The sequence below is a fragment of the Pseudoalteromonas sp. AWM4_233 genome (genome assembly GCF_056158285.1).
Genome location: NZ_JBSWSZ010000001.1, coordinates 104,738 through 120,690, shown reverse-complemented (window position 1 = coordinate 120,690; position 15,953 = coordinate 104,738). Strand labels below are relative to the sequence as shown.

At 42.0% G+C, this 15,953-nt stretch carries 16 protein-coding genes; 11 read left to right on the top strand and 5 right to left on the bottom strand.

The window, feature by feature from the left end; all coding sequences use genetic code 11:
• Positions 1-13: 13 nt before the first annotated feature.
• Genes ACXAC4_RS00590 through cysQ form a run of 3 tightly spaced genes read left to right on the top strand, consistent with a single transcriptional unit; the run spans position 14 to position 3,121 of the window.
• Entirely contained in the window at positions 14-1,738 is a 1,725-nt protein-coding gene (locus tag ACXAC4_RS00590; RefSeq protein ID WP_475158334.1) for an SLC13 family permease, read from the top strand.
• Between the two features lie 12 nt (positions 1,739-1,750).
• Positions 1,751-2,347 (top strand): adenylyl-sulfate kinase, encoded by a 597-nt coding sequence (cysC, locus tag ACXAC4_RS00585; RefSeq protein WP_421965662.1) that lies wholly within the window; start codon positions 1,751-1,753, stop codon positions 2,345-2,347.
• A gap of 3 nt (positions 2,348-2,350) precedes the next feature.
• Positions 2,351-3,121 (top strand): 3'(2'),5'-bisphosphate nucleotidase CysQ, encoded by a 771-nt coding sequence (gene cysQ, locus ACXAC4_RS00580; protein ID WP_475158332.1) that lies wholly within the window; start codon positions 2,351-2,353, stop codon positions 3,119-3,121.
• 91 nt (positions 3,122-3,212) lie between these two features.
• On the opposite strand, the gene ACXAC4_RS00575 is transcribed toward cysQ, so the two are convergent.
• Positions 3,213-4,547 carry a tetratricopeptide repeat protein gene (locus ACXAC4_RS00575; RefSeq protein ID WP_475158330.1) on the bottom strand — a complete coding sequence of 445 codons (1,335 nt, stop codon included), beginning with the start codon at positions 4,545-4,547 and terminating at the stop codon, positions 3,213-3,215.
• Positions 4,548-4,634: 87 nt separating this feature from the next.
• The gene (locus ACXAC4_RS00570; protein WP_475158328.1) at positions 4,635-7,364 is read right to left on the bottom strand and encodes a putative bifunctional diguanylate cyclase/phosphodiesterase; all 2,730 of its coding nucleotides are present in this window, start codon (positions 7,362-7,364) and stop codon (positions 4,635-4,637) included.
• Positions 7,365-7,438: 74 nt separating this feature from the next.
• On the opposite strand from ACXAC4_RS00570, the gene ACXAC4_RS00565 reads away from it, so the two are divergent.
• Positions 7,439-8,389 carry an extracellular solute-binding protein gene (locus ACXAC4_RS00565; RefSeq protein ID WP_475158326.1) on the top strand — a complete coding sequence of 317 codons (951 nt, stop codon included), beginning with the start codon at positions 7,439-7,441 and terminating at the stop codon, positions 8,387-8,389.
• Here ACXAC4_RS00565 and ACXAC4_RS00560 read toward each other — a convergent pair.
• Both ACXAC4_RS00560 and ACXAC4_RS00555 read right to left on the bottom strand, forming a co-directional pair.
• On the bottom strand, positions 8,386-9,072 hold the full coding sequence (locus tag ACXAC4_RS00560; RefSeq protein ID WP_475158325.1) for a hypothetical protein: 687 nt from the start codon (positions 9,070-9,072) through the stop codon (positions 8,386-8,388). The genes ACXAC4_RS00565 and ACXAC4_RS00560 overlap by 4 nt on opposite strands.
• Before the next feature lie 95 nt (positions 9,073-9,167).
• Entirely contained in the window at positions 9,168-9,443 is a 276-nt protein-coding gene (locus tag ACXAC4_RS00555; protein ID WP_349285237.1) for a hypothetical protein, read from the bottom strand.
• A gap of 170 nt (positions 9,444-9,613) precedes the next feature.
• Here ACXAC4_RS00555 and ACXAC4_RS00550 point away from each other — a divergent pair, with 170 nt between their 5' ends.
• The 7 genes from ACXAC4_RS00550 to ACXAC4_RS00520 all read left to right on the top strand — a co-directional run bounded on the left by ACXAC4_RS00550 (position 9,614) and on the right by ACXAC4_RS00520 (position 15,417).
• Positions 9,614-9,979: an RNA-binding S4 domain-containing protein gene (locus tag ACXAC4_RS00550; protein ID WP_475158322.1), complete on the top strand. Its 366-nt coding sequence runs from the start codon at positions 9,614-9,616 to the stop codon at positions 9,977-9,979.
• 28 nt (positions 9,980-10,007) lie between these two features.
• Positions 10,008-10,463: a PaaI family thioesterase gene (locus ACXAC4_RS00545; protein WP_475158321.1), complete on the top strand. Its 456-nt coding sequence runs from the start codon at positions 10,008-10,010 to the stop codon at positions 10,461-10,463.
• Between the two features lie 402 nt (positions 10,464-10,865).
• A complete protein-coding gene (locus tag ACXAC4_RS00540) occupies positions 10,866-11,084 on the top strand; it encodes a hypothetical protein (RefSeq protein ID WP_138631970.1) in 219 nt (72 codons plus the stop codon).
• Positions 11,085-11,147: 63 nt separating this feature from the next.
• Positions 11,148-12,245, top strand: coding sequence for an NAD(P)/FAD-dependent oxidoreductase (locus ACXAC4_RS00535; RefSeq protein WP_475158318.1), 1,098 nt, complete (start codon positions 11,148-11,150; stop codon positions 12,243-12,245).
• Between the two features lie 112 nt (positions 12,246-12,357).
• Positions 12,358-13,074, top strand: coding sequence for a helix-turn-helix domain-containing protein (locus ACXAC4_RS00530; RefSeq protein WP_475158317.1), 717 nt, complete (start codon positions 12,358-12,360; stop codon positions 13,072-13,074).
• Positions 13,075-13,165: 91 nt separating this feature from the next.
• A complete protein-coding gene (locus ACXAC4_RS00525) occupies positions 13,166-14,194 on the top strand; it encodes a helix-turn-helix domain-containing protein (RefSeq protein ID WP_475158315.1) in 1,029 nt (342 codons plus the stop codon).
• A gap of 86 nt (positions 14,195-14,280) precedes the next feature.
• Positions 14,281-15,417, top strand: coding sequence for a nuclear transport factor 2 family protein (locus ACXAC4_RS00520; RefSeq protein ID WP_475158313.1), 1,137 nt, complete (start codon positions 14,281-14,283; stop codon positions 15,415-15,417).
• A 56-nt stretch (positions 15,418-15,473) separates the two neighbouring features.
• On the opposite strand, the gene ACXAC4_RS00515 is transcribed toward ACXAC4_RS00520, so the two are convergent.
• On the bottom strand, positions 15,474-15,878 hold the full coding sequence (locus ACXAC4_RS00515; RefSeq protein ID WP_475158312.1) for a hypothetical protein: 405 nt from the start codon (positions 15,876-15,878) through the stop codon (positions 15,474-15,476).
• Positions 15,879-15,953 lie beyond the last annotated feature (75 nt).

The window sequence follows — 15,953 nt, the reverse complement described above, 5'->3', positions numbered from 1 at the left end:
GGAATTTTAAATAATGTACGAACAGATCATATTAACAGGTATTATGCTGGCATTGGTGGGCTGCCTCTTTGGCACTCGCCTCAATCCAGCTTGGTTATTTGTCGGTGCCATTGGCACCGGCTATTTAACTGGTCTCATTGAGTTAGAAGAGATGTTAGCAAACTATGCTAACCCATCTCTCATTACCCTTATTCTGTTGATCTTGGTGTCGATTGCCATCGAGAAAACAACCCTAGTGCAAGGCCTTGCACAATCGTTAGCAAAAGGCAGTCTTTCTAAATCAGTGATGAAGCTTGGCTTATCTACTGCGTTTTTATCGTCTTTTACTAATAATACCGCAGTGGTGGCGTCGTTAATTTCAGCGATAAAAGACAGCCCAACCCACTCGCCTTCTAAATTATTATTACCGCTGTCTTATACCGCCATTTTAGGGGGCACCTTAACCCTTATCGGCACCTCTACAAATTTAATCGTCAATGGTTTTGCCGTCGAAGCAGGCATGCAACCACTGGGCTTTTTTGATTTTACTTTAGTGGGCTTAGGCGCACTCAGTGTCGGCCTGATCACCATTATCGTGCTACTAAAGTATTTACCTGATCACGGTAAACAAGACCAAGAAGTGGTGCCTTTTTACCTTGAAGGCAAAGTCGAAGCTGGTTCAAAACTGATTGGCCGCACCGTAGAAGAAAACGGTCTGCGTGATTTAAAAGATTTATTCTTAGCTGAAATCATTCATGGTGACCGTCGTATTTGTGCCGTGACGCCTCAGCAAGTTATTCAACAAGGCGACATCTTATTGTTTGTTGGCGACATCAAATCAGTACCTTTATTACAACGTTTTGATGGTTTAAAAATCGTCCATGACAAGCATGAAAAAGACGTCGAGCATTTAGTCGAAGTGGTGATCAGCCAGTCGTCTCGCTTTGTCGGTAAAACTGTCAAAGAAGTGCGCTTTCGTGAACAAGTACATGCAGCCGTAATTGCTATCCGCCGAGGTCATGACCGACTGCAAGGTGGTTTAGGACAAGTGCGCTTGCAAGCAGGTGATTCACTTATATTAGCACCGGGTGCTGAGTTCTATCAGTTGCCTAACTTGAAGCGCGAGTTCGTTTATATTTCTGGTCTTGATTTACAAACCCATCTTAAGTCGAAAAAATCTAATTTGGTATTAGCGGGTTTTGTGGCCGTTATCGGGTTAAGCATTTTTGATGTGGTACCACTGGTTAAGGGGTTACTGGTATTCTTAATCGCGCTATTTGCAATGGGCGCGATAAAAGTGACAGAGCTAAAACGTCGCTTCCCAATTGAACTACTTGCCATTGTCGGAAGCGCCATTGGTTTGGCCAAGCTCATGATAGATACCGGGCTGGCATCACAAATATCAGATGCGCTGTTTTATCTGCTTGGCGACTTCGGTCCTTATGGTGCTTTTATCGCTATTTTTGTAATGACCGTGATTTTCACTGAGCTCATTACCAATAACGCAGCGGCAGCGCTTTCTTTCCCAGTGGCCTTTGCACTCGCCATTGGTTTTGATGTGAGTCCATTACCCTTTGTAATGGCGGTGGCATTTGGCGCATCGGCGAGTTTTATTTCACCATTTGGCTATCAAACCAACCTCATGGTGTACAGTGCAGGTAACTACCGTATTAAAGATTATGTTACGGTCGGCTTACCGCTTTCAATTATTTATTCAATCACGGTGTTGACCTTAATACCGCTGGTTTTCCCTTTTTAAATAGGTGATGCAATGGATGAAAATATCGTTTGGCATAACTATGCCGTAAATAAGTCACAACGCAGCGAGCAAAAAGGTCACAAACCAGTGATTTTATGGTTCACCGGTTTTTCAGGCTCAGGTAAAAGTACCGTTGCAGGCGCACTAGAAAGTGCCCTTCACCAGCAAGGCGTACACACTTATCTACTTGATGGCGACAACGTGCGCCATGGTTTGTGCAAAGACTTAGGCTTCAGCGATGCAGATCGCGTCGAAAATATTCGCCGTGTTGGTGAGCTAAGCAAGCTTATGGTAGACGCTGGACTTGTGGTACTCACCGCGTTTATCTCGCCATTCCAAGCTGAGCGCGACATGGTACGTAACCTTGTCGGTGACGGTGAATTCATCGAAGTCTTTTTAGATACACCGTTAGATGTTTGTGAGCAACGCGACCCGAAAGGCTTATACAAGAAAGCCCGCGCAGGTGAAATTAAACACTTCACTGGCATAGACTCAGACTACCAAGTACCTGTTAATCCTGAGATCCGCATCGATACCAGCGCGAATAGCCTTGAACAATCAGTACAACAACTGGTAGCGTATCTGAAAGACAAGCAAGTAATTGGATAAGTAATGAATCAAACGGATCTGTTAGAAGAAATTTTACAACTGAGCGTTGAAGCAGGCGATGCCATTATGGGCATCTATGCGAAAGACTTTAACGTTGAGTACAAAGAAGATGAAAGTCCAGTGACCGATGCGGATCTGGCTGCACACAAAGTCATTGCGGCTGGTTTGCAACAGCTTACCCCTGATATTCCGGTATTAAGTGAAGAAAGTGCTGGTATTGATTGGGCAACACGTCAAACTTGGAACCAGTATTGGCTAGTTGACCCAATTGATGGCACCAAAGAGTTCATTAAAAAGAATGGCGAATTCACCGTTAATATCGCGCTTATCAAAGCTGGTAAACCTATTTTAGGCGTGGTACACGCACCTGCTTTAAATGTCAGTTACCTTGCTGCAGAAGCCGTTGGAGCATTCAAGCAATGCGACGAAGCACGTATAGAACTCAAAGTCACTAAGAAAGCCAATACTGGTCTTATCAAAGTAGTGGGCTCTCGCTCACATCCATCGCCTGATTTAGCCGCTTATCTTGAGCAGTTTAATGAAGTAGAAATGGTACCGAAAGGCAGCTCTCTAAAGCTTTGCCTTGTCGCAGAAGGCGAAGCAGATGTTTACCCGCGTTTAGGTCCTACGTCTGAGTGGGATACAGGTGCGGGTCATGCTGTGGCTGAAATTGCAGGCGCGACCATTACCCAAGTTGATGGTTCAGCACTGACGTACAATCAAAAAGAAAGTTACCTTAACCCTTACTTTATTGTATCGAGGTTAGAGGCTTAAACGTACTTGCTGAACTTGTACAAACTAAATAAAAAAGCGAAGCACTTGTAACAAGGCTTCGCTTTTTTAGTTGTATTAGACAACAATCCTATTAAATTCCGTACAGCACCTGCATCGCTTTGTAGTCCACCCCAAATGTTTGCTTAACCCAGCGGTTCACAAAGTCATTATTTGGTTCAATCTGAGCACAGCGTAAAGCTTGCTCAGCGACAAATGACTGATTGACCATAGAGCAATACTTTTGCTGCCAAAGCTTATTCAGATCTCCACTAAAGTCTGTACTTAATTGCGTTAAGTGCTGTTCAAACTTTTGTATTTGATTGAGATAATCAGCACTGAGCGGAGTGACATCAGCCTCTGCAAACTCAATATTATGACTGCGGGTGAGATTATCGTAAGAGCCTGATTCACTGTTAGATAAGCGCAGTTCTAGCAAGTTACCCGAGTAGCTTACATTCACTGAGTAGGTTTCTTGATGTTCCTTTAGCTGATAGGCGAATACCTTTTCGACATCGGTCGCCAACTTATTATTTGCATCTTTTGGATCTGGCTTTAGTTCAGTTACTACATATCGCTTTTCAACCTGTCGGTAAGACGTTTGTTTGCGGTATTGTGCTTTGCCCTCCAAGGTGAGAGATAAAGCGGCAGTGCCTGCGTGACTAAACCAAGGACTAGATTGAAAGGCTTGCTCAAGCTCTGCTTGCGTATTACGCAGCGCATAGCGATGGGCCTGAGCATTGGATGTTTTAAAACGTTCTCGCTTACTCACTTTCAAACCAGTAAAGCGTGATTTATCAGATTTATCTAATGTTAAACTCACAGGTTGTTGCCACAGAGCACAGTATCGCTGCGTCAACTCATGTAAATAAAAGCGTTGACCTTGTACTTGCTCTGCCAAAGCTAGACATTGTTGTTTACCGGCTTTATCTAAAGTGTCTCTGTATTGCTGCAATTCACCTGCAAGCTGTGCATTGGCAATTAAATTACGATACTCATGCTCAAACCACTTAAATGGATCTGGTTGCGATAAACCCGCAAGTTGCTTGGCTTCGGTTTTTAACCACCCTTCTACGGCTAGCACTTCTTCACGCTGTGTTGCTGCCTGCGCCCCCATAGTCTCAACATGCCATTGGTTTTGACTAGCCAACAATGACTCTAGTTTACTCGCTGCACCTCTATAGTTCGCGCCCAAGCGCAACATGCGTACTTCAATCAAGCCTCGGTCGATGATTTTACTGCGCGTTTCTGCAAGACGCTGTTTTGCTTCTACGTCTTCAGGGTCCTCTAAAAGCGCTTTTTCGTAGAATTCTGCTGCCTGTTGGTACATGCCTTTGCCATACAGCTTGTCACCTTTCTCAACCAAACTTGTACAGGCCGAGAGCATCAGCGCTGCCACCAGCCCGATAGATATCTGTGATACTTTCATTCTCTTCCCTTTATTCTAGCCAAGCTCATCGCTCAAAATCGTTCTTTGCACCGCAAAATATATATCAGCCTAAGTTGAATGCCCAGTTTAACTAACTATGGCTAACCTTTGCTGAGCACACAATGAACTGGCGTCATCAATATTTAATGGGCGACTCATATAATATCCTTGGGTTTGTTGACAGTGTAGTTGCACCAACACATCTAGCTGCTCGGATTGTTCAATGCCTTCTGCAGTCACAACCAAATTAAAACTTTTGGCGATAGCGCAAATGGCTTCAATTAATTGTCTTGGTTTTTCACCACTTTCTATCCCTTCTATAAACGCTCTATCTATTTTTAGACCATCAACAGGTAAATGATTTAAACGTGCTAAGCTTGAGTAACCCGTGCCAAAATCATCAATATAAATACCAAACCCTTGCTCATGCAGTACTTCGAGTGGCTCTACCAGGTTATCTTCGGTAGCCATCATCGCAGACTCAGTTAATTCAATTTTAAACTGCTCAGGCTGCAATGCTGAGTGAGTAAATTTCTGGGTCAACCAAGCCATAAATTGCGGGCTCTGTAATTGTAACGGCGAAACATTCACACTCATAAATATATTGCTGCCACTATGTTGATTCATAAACGCCATGGCTTTTGCAAACACCCATTGACCTAACATAGTGATCTTGGCGCACTCTTCTGCAATTGGAATGAACTCTGCTGGACTCACAAAGCCCAAACTAGGACTTTGCCACCTTAGTAAAGCTTCAAAGCCTTTTAATATTTTGCCTCTTTGGCAATAGATTGGCTGGAAGTTTAAAGACAACTCTTGATCTAAATTGATATCTTGAAGTGCGCGCTCTATCTCAATTTTGCGCGCAGCCTGGCATGCAATATCTCGGGTGTAGATATGAAACGCATTTTTGCCACGTTTCTTCGCCTCATACATCGCAATATCGGCATCATGTAACAGTTTTTCAGCTTTAACATTAGTGCAAGGCGTTGTGAATGTGCGCACACCGATACTGCCGCTTACGCTATGGGTATGCTGTTTATAAGTAAATGGCTTACGGATCTCTGACAGCATATCTTCAAGTATGCCTTCGAGTGGTCTTTCTAAGTTTTCTAAATCAAATAACACTGCAAACTCATCACCACCAAGACGAGCGATATCTGCAAAACTACCGAGCAATAGATGCATACGACCCGCAAACTCCACCAGCAATTTATCACCCGCTAAATGCCCTAAGGTATCGTTTATGAGTTTGAACCTATCTAAGTCGATATAGAGTAAGATGAATGTCTTTCCTCTACTTTCTCTGGCTTCATCTACCAACTTCAAAAAAGCCAAACGATTTAGCAGATCGGTCAAACTGTCATGACGCGCTTTATACTTAAGCTGCTCATTAAATAGCTTATCTTGAGTGATATCGGTGATCCTGCCTTCGTACAGTACGGCATCAGGGTGATGTAACCAATGTCCGCTCTGTCTTAGCCAAATCGTGCCATGCTGATCACTGCGTGCTAACCAATCTAACTCTTTATGCTGTTGTTTATCTACAACCACTTGCTGCCATAAAGCTTTTACATCTTCATCAAGTATAAAGTCTTCTAGCGCGACCCCCTCTAACGATGCCGACTCCCCCATGAGCAGCTGCTTAAAGGCAGGGTTGGCCTCGATTATCTGACCTCGATGATTGAGTACAAATAACCCTTCTCGGCTGTTCACGAACAAACTTTTATATTTTCGCTCTGCCATAACTTGCTGCTGTAATGCTTGTAAGCGTTTGTCTGATTCTCGTAACACCTTTTGGTTCGCTTGGTCTAAACTGGCGGTGCGCTCTATGACTAGATTATTGATAGTCTGATTTCGGTTAGCGAGTGCTCTCAGTTGTAGCCATACTAAGATCCCACAAATGCTGGCAACAAAAACAAAACCAATAATAATGAGTTGCCTACTTGTTAGGAAATTGGGATTCAACTGCTTCTTTGTATAAAGCTGTAACGTTAAAGTTCGACCATTAAAATCAATATCTCTAGACACTTTCGGCATTAGATCAGCGAGTTGATAATTATCTTGCCAGTCACTGTTAAACACCACACGCTCATCAGTTAATACTCTCAGATGCTGCTGAGTATTTTGATACACTTGGCTAAACAACCCCTCAAGCAATAGCGATAACTCAAAACTCAAACCAATGGCTGTTTGCAGCCCAAATTCTTGAGGACGAGGTAAGATCAAACTCCACTTATTGCCGTCTTGCCAACTGAGTGTTTGCAAGGTTTGCGTATCAAACAGCATATGATTAAAGGCTTCTTTCATCGCACAGCTTTCACCAAGTGTGTGTCCATAGTCAGCTAAAGGGGCAGCATTTACGATAGTGAAGAAGCTATCTTCTGGTGAGGCTAAATCAGGTATTTGTACTCTAAAATCAAAAGAACCATTTTCTTGATATAACTTTTCAAGCCCTTCTACATCTGATGCTGTAATAGCATGATACACCTCTAAGCTGATCGGCAGTTCACTATTAGATAACTGCGAGTGAGCAACTTGGTGAAACAGAGATTGCGTCGATGTCGCTGGTAAAAACGCATCTATGGCATAAATAAGGTGCCCTAATTGATCCAGCTTAGAGTTAAGTTGATACTCGTATTGAACAAGCTGTAAATCAGCGCTTTGCGCTTCTTGTTTATGGTAATACTCGTTTACGACAGCACCAACATAGGCCATTAAAGAGATAAAGAGTCCACAATAAATTGTCCCAGACTGAAGCGGTGAACGAAGGAAAGAAATAAATCGGGTCGCTATAGACATCGTATAAAAAAGCACTGTATCCTATATAGAACCGATAATAATTCTTATTTGCAATGAATAAAAGCTTTCTTTTAATTTTATCCCTTTTTATGGGACAAACAACCGCTGTATACGCTCAATCACCGCAAATTAATATTTATTCATTTAGAAAGTATGAATTGATCAAGCCTGTATTAACCCAATTTGAAGCCGAATCCGGCATCAAGGTGAACCTAGTCAATGGGAAATCAAAACGATTGCTTGCTCGTTTAAAACAGGATGGTGAAGCGTCTCAAGCCGATGTGATTTTGAGCTCAGATCTAGCACAACTTCACAATCATAAGGATTTATTACAACCCATAGAAAACAGACAAACATGGCAGAATGTTTCTAGTGCGCTGTATGATGAAAACGGTTACTGGATCAGTATCTCAATGCGTACCCGTGCATTATTCAGCCTGTCAGAACAAACATCGCAACCGATCCCAAATTCATTTGCACAGTTAAAGCAAACTGACTATCAAAGTGCGTTATGTATTCGAGATTGGCAACATAACTACAATGCAACCTTAGCCGCAGCACTGCTGACAACCGACAATAAAAAAGACAGTGACTGGTTAAAGCTCGGTAATAAATTGTTAGCTAAACGACCAAGTGGTGGAGATCGCGATCAATTACGCGCCCTGGCTCAGGGGCATTGCAAACTGGCCTTCGCCAACCACTATTATTGGCACATGATGAAGCGCGCCGATAACAAGCGTGACCAAATGCTGGCGAAAAAGCTCAGTATTCACTTCTTACAAACTGAAGACGGCCTCACGCCTGTTTCTACCACTACGGCCGCCATAGCAAAACACGCTCCGAATAAAGTACATGCTGAGCAATTTATTGCTTTCTTATTGACGCAAAAAGCCCAAGAAATTTATGCACAAAGCTTACACGAATTCCCGGTGTTAAATGACATGATGGCCAGCCATGTGCCTTTTAAGCCCAATCTACCGGCCATAAAACAAGGCCTGCTGCGCTTAGCTGATGCCAATAAATTATTGGCAAAACATTAGTCAGCAAATATCGCCTGCAGGTCACAATTGAATAAACTAAACGAATAGGTGCGGTGTCCTAATACTTCATAGGTCACCGCAGGTTTGTAGCCCTGCAATGTTCTCACTTGATGTTGTTTAGCTTGATAGGCCTGCTGTTGATATGTGCCATCATCAAAGTGTCTTCTGAGCGTCAAAAATGGCTCGCTAAACTCCCACTCTAACTTTAGGCCTTTTATATCAACTGGACTGTTCATCGCTGTCCATTGCCCGTTAGTTTTAATATTAATTTGAAAGTCTTGATCACCACAGTTATGGGCAAATAATAATTCAGGCAATACCCGCTCCGAGTAAGCATTCGGAAAATAGAGACCTAGATTACCTTTTGTGTAATAGTGGCCAGTATGACTAAATACTTGGCTGTCAAACCTATCGAAGCCCAGACCTTTGACTATACGTTCAACATTCTGAATATAAGCTTCTGTTACATCGCCCGGAAAATACAGTAAGTGTGGCGTGTTGTATTTATCAGGTGTAGCTAACTCAGTAAATTCATAGTTAATTTGCTGCTGCTCAAATTGTTGCTTTAATTGAAATCGCTGTGTATCAGATAAACCTTCATGATAAATATGCACAACCGGCTGTTGGCAGGCCGAAAGCATCAACAAACCAATAATAGAAGTAGAAAGGTGTTTAAAATTCAATGGACTGGCTCCATGCCTATTTTTTAGGCCAGCCTACATAACATGCCTCTATGCTGTCAATTGCTGCGACTTAACCGCCATAACAATTACTTAGGTTAATGTACCTTTGAAAGCCAAGTCTGAACTGAGTTACGCGGATATAAGACTTCTTTAAACAATTTATGCTGTTGATGCTCCAGACCCTTTTCATGACTTGGTAACCCTGCCAACACTTTATTGTGATGGGCATTAAATCGTGCCACCAAACTTAGGCCGGTTTGACGCACGAGCGCTTTAGACTTCATCAAATGCACCCTTACATCCTCTGCGGTCATTAGCCCATTAGCATCTAGGTTCATTAATTCACGTCTTAGCTGACTTCTTACACCCATGCTCACCGTACTCCTAACTGTTTAAAAGCGATGCGCAAGTTACCTGTTATTTGCTTCAGAAAAATGACAAGCGCAATAAAACTTAAGACCGAATGGCTCGCGAAAAAGTTTCGTCATTCACCCCAGCTAGGCGTTATACTGTCGCAAAGACGACTTTTAAGGTTAGCAATATGTCCGAATACGAACCTGAATACATTGAAATTGAACTAGAAGAAGAACCTATAGAGCTATGTAACCTACTAAAAGTGCTAGACTTAGCCGAAACAGGCGGGCAAGCAAAACAATTGATCGCCGATGGCTACGTAGGCGTTAACATGGAACTATGCACAGTTAAGCGAAAAAAAATGTACTCAGGTGACAGCCTACATTTTAATGGTGAAGATTTTTTACTAACCTTGGCTGAGGGTGTTACACCTGCAGTAAAGGCAGAGCCTACACCGCCAATAGAAGAAGCCCCCACTAAACGCAAACGTAGTCGTAGCCGTAAGAACAAAAAAGACAGCGATACAGGTCGCCGTCCTATCTCTTTTGGTTAACCAACTCTCGATAAGCAGGTAAGTTAAGATGGCCATTTGGTATCACCCAATCACACTTGAGCTATGCCAAAAACTGGATGCAGGTTTACATGGCAAAGGCTCCCTAATGAAAACCTTAGGGATCGAAATTTCTGAAATTGGTGATGACTACCTAGTTGCCACCATGCCTGCAACAGCCGGTCATCATAATCCAATCGGTATGGTGCATGGCGGTGCAAATGTCGCTCTTGCAGAAACCGTTGCCAGTTACGCCGCTAATTTTGCCGTCGATTTTGAACAATTTTATTGTGTCGGCCAAGAGATCAACGCTAATCATCTCAAGGCGTCGCGTAACGGTACCTTAACGGCTATAGCGAAAGCGCTGCATTTGGGTAAGCGTACCTCAGTATGGGAAGTTAAAATCACCAATGCAAAAGGCGAGTTGTGCTGTATATCACGTATGACAGCGGCAGTTATTGAGCGAGCAAACAAATTGCCTATTTAACCTGAGCTCTGGATAATAAATCTATCTTCAGCGGCTACTTTCAACGTTAACTGCGTTGAATTTACTTGCAATAGGCCAGCTATTGACGAGTAAATTCGCCTTGCCTATATGGATGTAGGTACCTTGGCGATAGCAGGACGCGTGAGCGGTGTTATCGCTAAAAGTCTCCGGCTGCAGACTTGAAAAAGAACTTATAAATTCAATATCAATACGTTAGTAAACCTCTTAACCAAAGCTCAGGTTATTTAAAGCGTCATTTAGCCATTTCAGCAACACATGACTTGTTTAATAATCTTTATTTGATTTAGCACAATAATAAACAGAGTAGTTTATCGCGCACTAGGTTTTTACAAGTTAGGCTCTAATTATCTCCTTAGTGGAACATGTATTTGGAGCCCAGTTGTGACCGCTAAAGAACAAATAAAACTGCTAAAAGTCTTCATCGTGATTGGTTTAATCCTCATCGTGACAGGCCACTTTATTATCAGTAAAGAATGGCTCGCGCATATGGGCCCACTAGGCTTCATTATAGGCGCAGCTTGCATTGCAATTGGCTTAATTTGCTCATTACCGACTAAGATTTATCTGACGATATTGCTAATGAAAAATGAAGAGCACTAATCGCTGACAGCATGCCTAACTGCTTGTTAAACTCACAGCACATTAAGTTAAGAGCATGATGTTTTGGATAAAGTAGAAACCTTAGTAATTGGCGCGGGGGTCATTGGTTTAGCAATCGGAGCTGAACTCAGTCAATCACAAAATGTATTAGTGATTGAGCAAAACACCCACTTTGGCGAGCATACATCGAGCCGTAATAGCGAAGTCATCCACGCTGGTATTTATTACCCCACCGAAAGTTTAAAAGCGTCGCTCTGTGTTCAAGGTAAAGTACACCTTTATAAACACTGCCAAGCATTTCATGTGCCCGTCAAACCTATAGGTAAAGTATTAATTGCACAAAACCATGATGAAGCAGAGAAGCTCGAAGCCATACGCCTACAAGCACTTAACAATGGCGTTGATGATTTAGTCTGGCTTTCTAAACAAGCAAAGCACCACTATGCGCCAGACCTTCACTTCAGCGAAGCACTCTACTCGCCTTCTACAGGCATTATTGATAGTCATCAGTTGATGAACTCTTTCATCACACAGATTGAGCAAAATCAGAGTCTATATGTTGCAAACACACGCTTTGTGAAAGCCGTACCTGATGAAACTGGGTTTGTGGTTTCTTTGTACTGTGATGGCGAAGAAATGCAGTTGCATTGTACGAGCCTTATTAATACTGCGGGGCTATTTGCACAAGATGTTGCGCGGCACATTGAAGGGGTCAATAACACTTTAATTCCTGAGCTGCATTACTGCCGTGGCCAATACTTTACCTATCAAGGCAAACACCCATTCAAGCACCTTATCTATCCCATACCTGAACAACATGGCCTAGGGATCCACGCGACCCTAGATATGGCTAATCAACTCAAGTTTGGCCCTGATACCAAATTTATTGATAACCTGAATTATCAAACTGACGAAACACAAAAAGCCAAATTTGTATCGGCGATAAAACGCTACTGGCCCAACTTGGACGAAACCAAGCTACATAGTGATTATGCAGGCATTCGCCCTAAACTCACTGTAAGCGGCCTGCAAGATTTCGTCATTCAAACCGAGCAGCAACATGGTATAACGGGTCTTATAAATTTATTTGGTATTGAGTCACCCGGACTCACCGCGAGTATGGCCATTGCAAAACATGTCAAAAACGCGCTGCAAACATAGAATTATAATAAAAAAGCTTAATATTCATAAACATTCCTAAATATTCATGTTGGTATTTATGGGTGAATTACCAAGAATAAGGCGTCAATTACCACAACAACAGGAATCGGTTATGACACTCGGACAATATATCAAACAGCTGCGTACAGATATGGAATTAAGCCAACCGCAGTTTGCTGAACGTATGCAGGTAGAGCAAAGTTATTTATCAAAACTTGAGAATGATAAATCTACTCCCTCTAATGAGGTTTTTAGGCAATTGCTCAGTGCGCTATCAATGGATGTCGATGCATTTATGTCGGGCTTGAAGGACAAAGGTAATATGGCGTCGCTAAGGCAGATCCCCGACCTAGATAGCTGGTACATTTCACAACAAGTTACCTCTGAGCATAAGCAGCGCAGATTACTTTATAGCGCCATGCTTTTAATTGCCCTAGGTGTCGCTGTCTTTTTTGTCGGTGTTCAAAAAGTACTATTACCAGAACGCTTATATGAATATCGCTCTGAAGGCGTTGTATTAGCAGGCGAGCCTGAGGATATTTTCGCTATTTGGCCGCAATTTACCGACTCTCATGAGCAAAGAGAAATTAAAAAACGAGAAATGCATCAAAGAGAATCTATTGAGATTATACTCACCTATACCTATCAAGGGAGGCAATTTACAACTTCAGATGGCGATAACAGAAGATTGTATAGACAGGTTGTTACTTCAGAAAGAGAGCAAACCCGACTAGGCAATGTACTAATGCAATTCTTCGGCTTACTGAGCGCTATTGCTGGCTTAGTGCTACTCATCATTGAACCTAAGCTTTCTCGTCAAAGCCGTTAGTTTTTATACGACTCTAAAGAAACGCTTACATACTTTAAATTGCACTTACTAGAACGATTTGGGATAGTAAAGAAAAACACAACCAAATAGTATGAGCGTTTCTTCACACCTGTTATTTTTCTTCTCATCACTGGGGGCATTTAATGGCCTACTGTTAGCCCTGTTTCTACTATTGAAGAAAGATAAACAAGACACCGATAATTGGTTAGCTATATTGCTGATTTTATTGAGTGTCAGAATTGGTAAGTCGGTGGCGTTTTACTTCACACCTACATTAGATAAGAGCATTTTACAGCTGGGGTTGACTGCTTGCCTGCTAATTGGCCCTTGTATCCTTGCTTATGTTGCACAATCGACCCTCAATAACTTAACTATGAAGCGGCTCACAGTCACACTGAGTTGCTTTATTATTGCAACAGTGATCATTGGCATACTCTTCCCTTATCAAGATTATTTAGAACTATGGCAATATTGGATCTACCGCGGTTCGAGTTATTTATGGTTGATTAGTTTGGTCATAGCTTCTGTTATGTACACTCGAAGAAATACCGACAAATTAGCGCTGTCAAAGCAATTATTAACACAGCAGCCTGTTGTCGTCTTAGCGGGTAGCTGGCTAATTTGGACGGTCTATTTCACTGCCTCTTATACTTCTTATATTATGGGAGCATTAAGCTTTTCACTGGTGTTATATCTTACCCTGCTATTGGCACTTAAATCTAAATGGCAGGAGAAGGCCTCGGCCGCGCAAAGCAAGTATCAAAATAATAAGCTCAGCACTGAACAAACGACCTGCTTCTCAAGCTTACTGAATAATTTAATTGCGACTGAGATGGTTTATTTAGACCCGCAACTAACTCTGCCGCGACTTGCAAAGCGTATGGGCATCACTCACACACAGCTCTCTCAATTACTCAACGATCACTACCAAATGAACTTTAAGCAGTTCATTAATACACAACGTATAACCAAAGCAAAAGAAAATTTGAAGGCTTATCCTAATATGCCTATAGAAGAAGTGGCAGAGCGATGTGGTTTCAGCGCGTCATCTACGTTTTATAGTACCTTCAAGCAACAAACAGGTATGACCCCAAACCAATATCGAACTACTGAAATATAAGGTTGGACTCTTAGAATATAACCTAGCTTATTGTTATATATAAATATAATTTAACTTTGTGCAGACATTACTTATGGAGCACAAAGATGAAATGGCTATATCTTATTTTAATCACCACCTTTTTAAGCCCAACTATTGGTTGGGCTAATAATCGCCTAGCAGACAACTCAGCGGTAAAACAGGTTATTCAAAACTATCTTGACGGTACAAGTAACGCGGATCCAACATTAATAAAATCGGCTTTTCACCCGCAGGCACAGCTATTACTTAACCACAGTAAAAAACCTTTTTGGCAAGTATCAGCGTCTGAATACGCGAGTTGGTTTAGTGAAAAATCAAAGTCTAGAACTGGTCATTTATTATCGCTAAAAGTAGACGGTAATACGGCGGTCGCTAGAGCCAAAATCACCACTGACAAGCCAGTAAAACAGTATATTGATCAGTTCTTATTAAAACGGTTTGATGACAAATGGCTAATCGTCAATAAAACGGCTACCCAAATTGAAACTGAGGCAAACAAAAAGCAACTAAAACTTGCTGCAGGCAAGCGCGTTCTGTTTATTGCCTCAAGTGCCGATTTTCATGGTAATTCAAAGCTGACAACAGGCACCAGCTTTTCAGAGCTAGTTCATGCCTACGATGTGTTTATCAAGGCTGGTTATCAAGTAGACTTCGTAACCCCGAAAGGTGGTCAGTTACCACTTGCGTACATCAACACCTCAGATCCTATGCATCGCACATATATCTACGACCGAGACTTTATGTATGCACTGGCTAACACGGCAAAACCAGAGCAAATCGATGCCAGTCAGTATTTAGCCGTACATTATGTTGGTGGCGGCAATGCCATGTATCAGGTCGCAGAAAATAAAGCACTACAAAGGATTTCAATGCAGGTATACGAACAAAACCAGGGCATAGTGTCATCGGTGTGTCATGGTACTGCAGGTATTGTGAATTTAAAACTGAGTAACGGTGAGTATTTAGTGTCTGGTAAAACCATCAGTGGTTACCCTATTGCTTTTGAAAAAACCGATGCCGCTTATTATCAAGAGTTTCCATTTGAAATCGAAACGCTCATAAAGCAAAGAGGTGGCTCATTCAAATATGGTAAACGCAATCAGTCTTATGTTGAAATCGATGGCAGAGTGATAACTGGTACTAATTTTCAGTCGTCTAAGGCTGTCGCAGAAGCTATGGTGAATGCATTAAATAAGTTGTAGTCCCAATACAAGTGCCATAACTATGGCACTTGCTTTTACATCATCTGAGAAACGTATTAGTTCCACACACCTGAACGTGAATACATGTATTCAGCATCAGCACACCAGTTTACATCAGCCCATGTGTAATCTTTATAGTAGATCTTATCTACACATGCCTTCATGTAACCTTCTTCGATTTTGTATACATCAACAACACATGTCGTACCTGTACACTTACTTGCACTTGAACGATCATAAATACCACTGAACGTCCAATCTACTCGAGCAACTTCTTTTGAAGTATTCACCTTAAACGCAACTTTAGGTGAGAACTGCGGGTTTGACTCAGCACCCCAACAACGGTTTTGGGTATAGTTATCGTACTTCATTGTATCTACATAGCATGATACAGAGTTAGCGTAAGAGTTAACTGAGAATAGGCCTGCAACAAGCGCCATCAAAGCGATTAGTTTTTTCATTTTAATTGTCCTTATTAATATTTTAATTTCGCTCAACAATGAGCAGGGAATAACCTACCATCAAGAAAAGTAAAA

Bases quoted from the DNA above. Each gene is read 5' to 3' on its own strand.
- ACXAC4_RS00590 (WP_475158334.1), top strand. From the start codon at position 14: ATGTACGAACAGATCATATTAACAGGTATTATGCTGGCATTGGTGGGC.
- cysC (WP_421965662.1), top strand. From the start codon at position 1,751: ATGGATGAAAATATCGTTTGGCATAACTATGCCGTAAATAAGTCACAA.
- cysQ (WP_475158332.1), top strand. From the start codon at position 2,351: ATGAATCAAACGGATCTGTTAGAAGAAATTTTACAACTGAGCGTTGAA.
- ACXAC4_RS00575 (WP_475158330.1), bottom strand. From the start codon at position 4,547: ATGAAAGTATCACAGATATCTATCGGGCTGGTGGCAGCGCTGATGCTC.
- ACXAC4_RS00565 (WP_475158326.1), top strand. From the start codon at position 7,439: ATGGGACAAACAACCGCTGTATACGCTCAATCACCGCAAATTAATATT.
- ACXAC4_RS00555 (WP_349285237.1), bottom strand. From the start codon at position 9,443: ATGGGTGTAAGAAGTCAGCTAAGACGTGAATTAATGAACCTAGATGCT.
- ACXAC4_RS00550 (WP_475158322.1), top strand. From the start codon at position 9,614: ATGTCCGAATACGAACCTGAATACATTGAAATTGAACTAGAAGAAGAA.
- ACXAC4_RS00545 (WP_475158321.1), top strand. From the start codon at position 10,008: ATGGCCATTTGGTATCACCCAATCACACTTGAGCTATGCCAAAAACTG.
- ACXAC4_RS00530 (WP_475158317.1), top strand. From the start codon at position 12,358: ATGACACTCGGACAATATATCAAACAGCTGCGTACAGATATGGAATTA.
- ACXAC4_RS00525 (WP_475158315.1), top strand. From the start codon at position 13,166: ATGAGCGTTTCTTCACACCTGTTATTTTTCTTCTCATCACTGGGGGCA.
- ACXAC4_RS00520 (WP_475158313.1), top strand. From the start codon at position 14,281: ATGAAATGGCTATATCTTATTTTAATCACCACCTTTTTAAGCCCAACT.
- ACXAC4_RS00515 (WP_475158312.1), bottom strand. From the start codon at position 15,878: ATGAAAAAACTAATCGCTTTGATGGCGCTTGTTGCAGGCCTATTCTCA.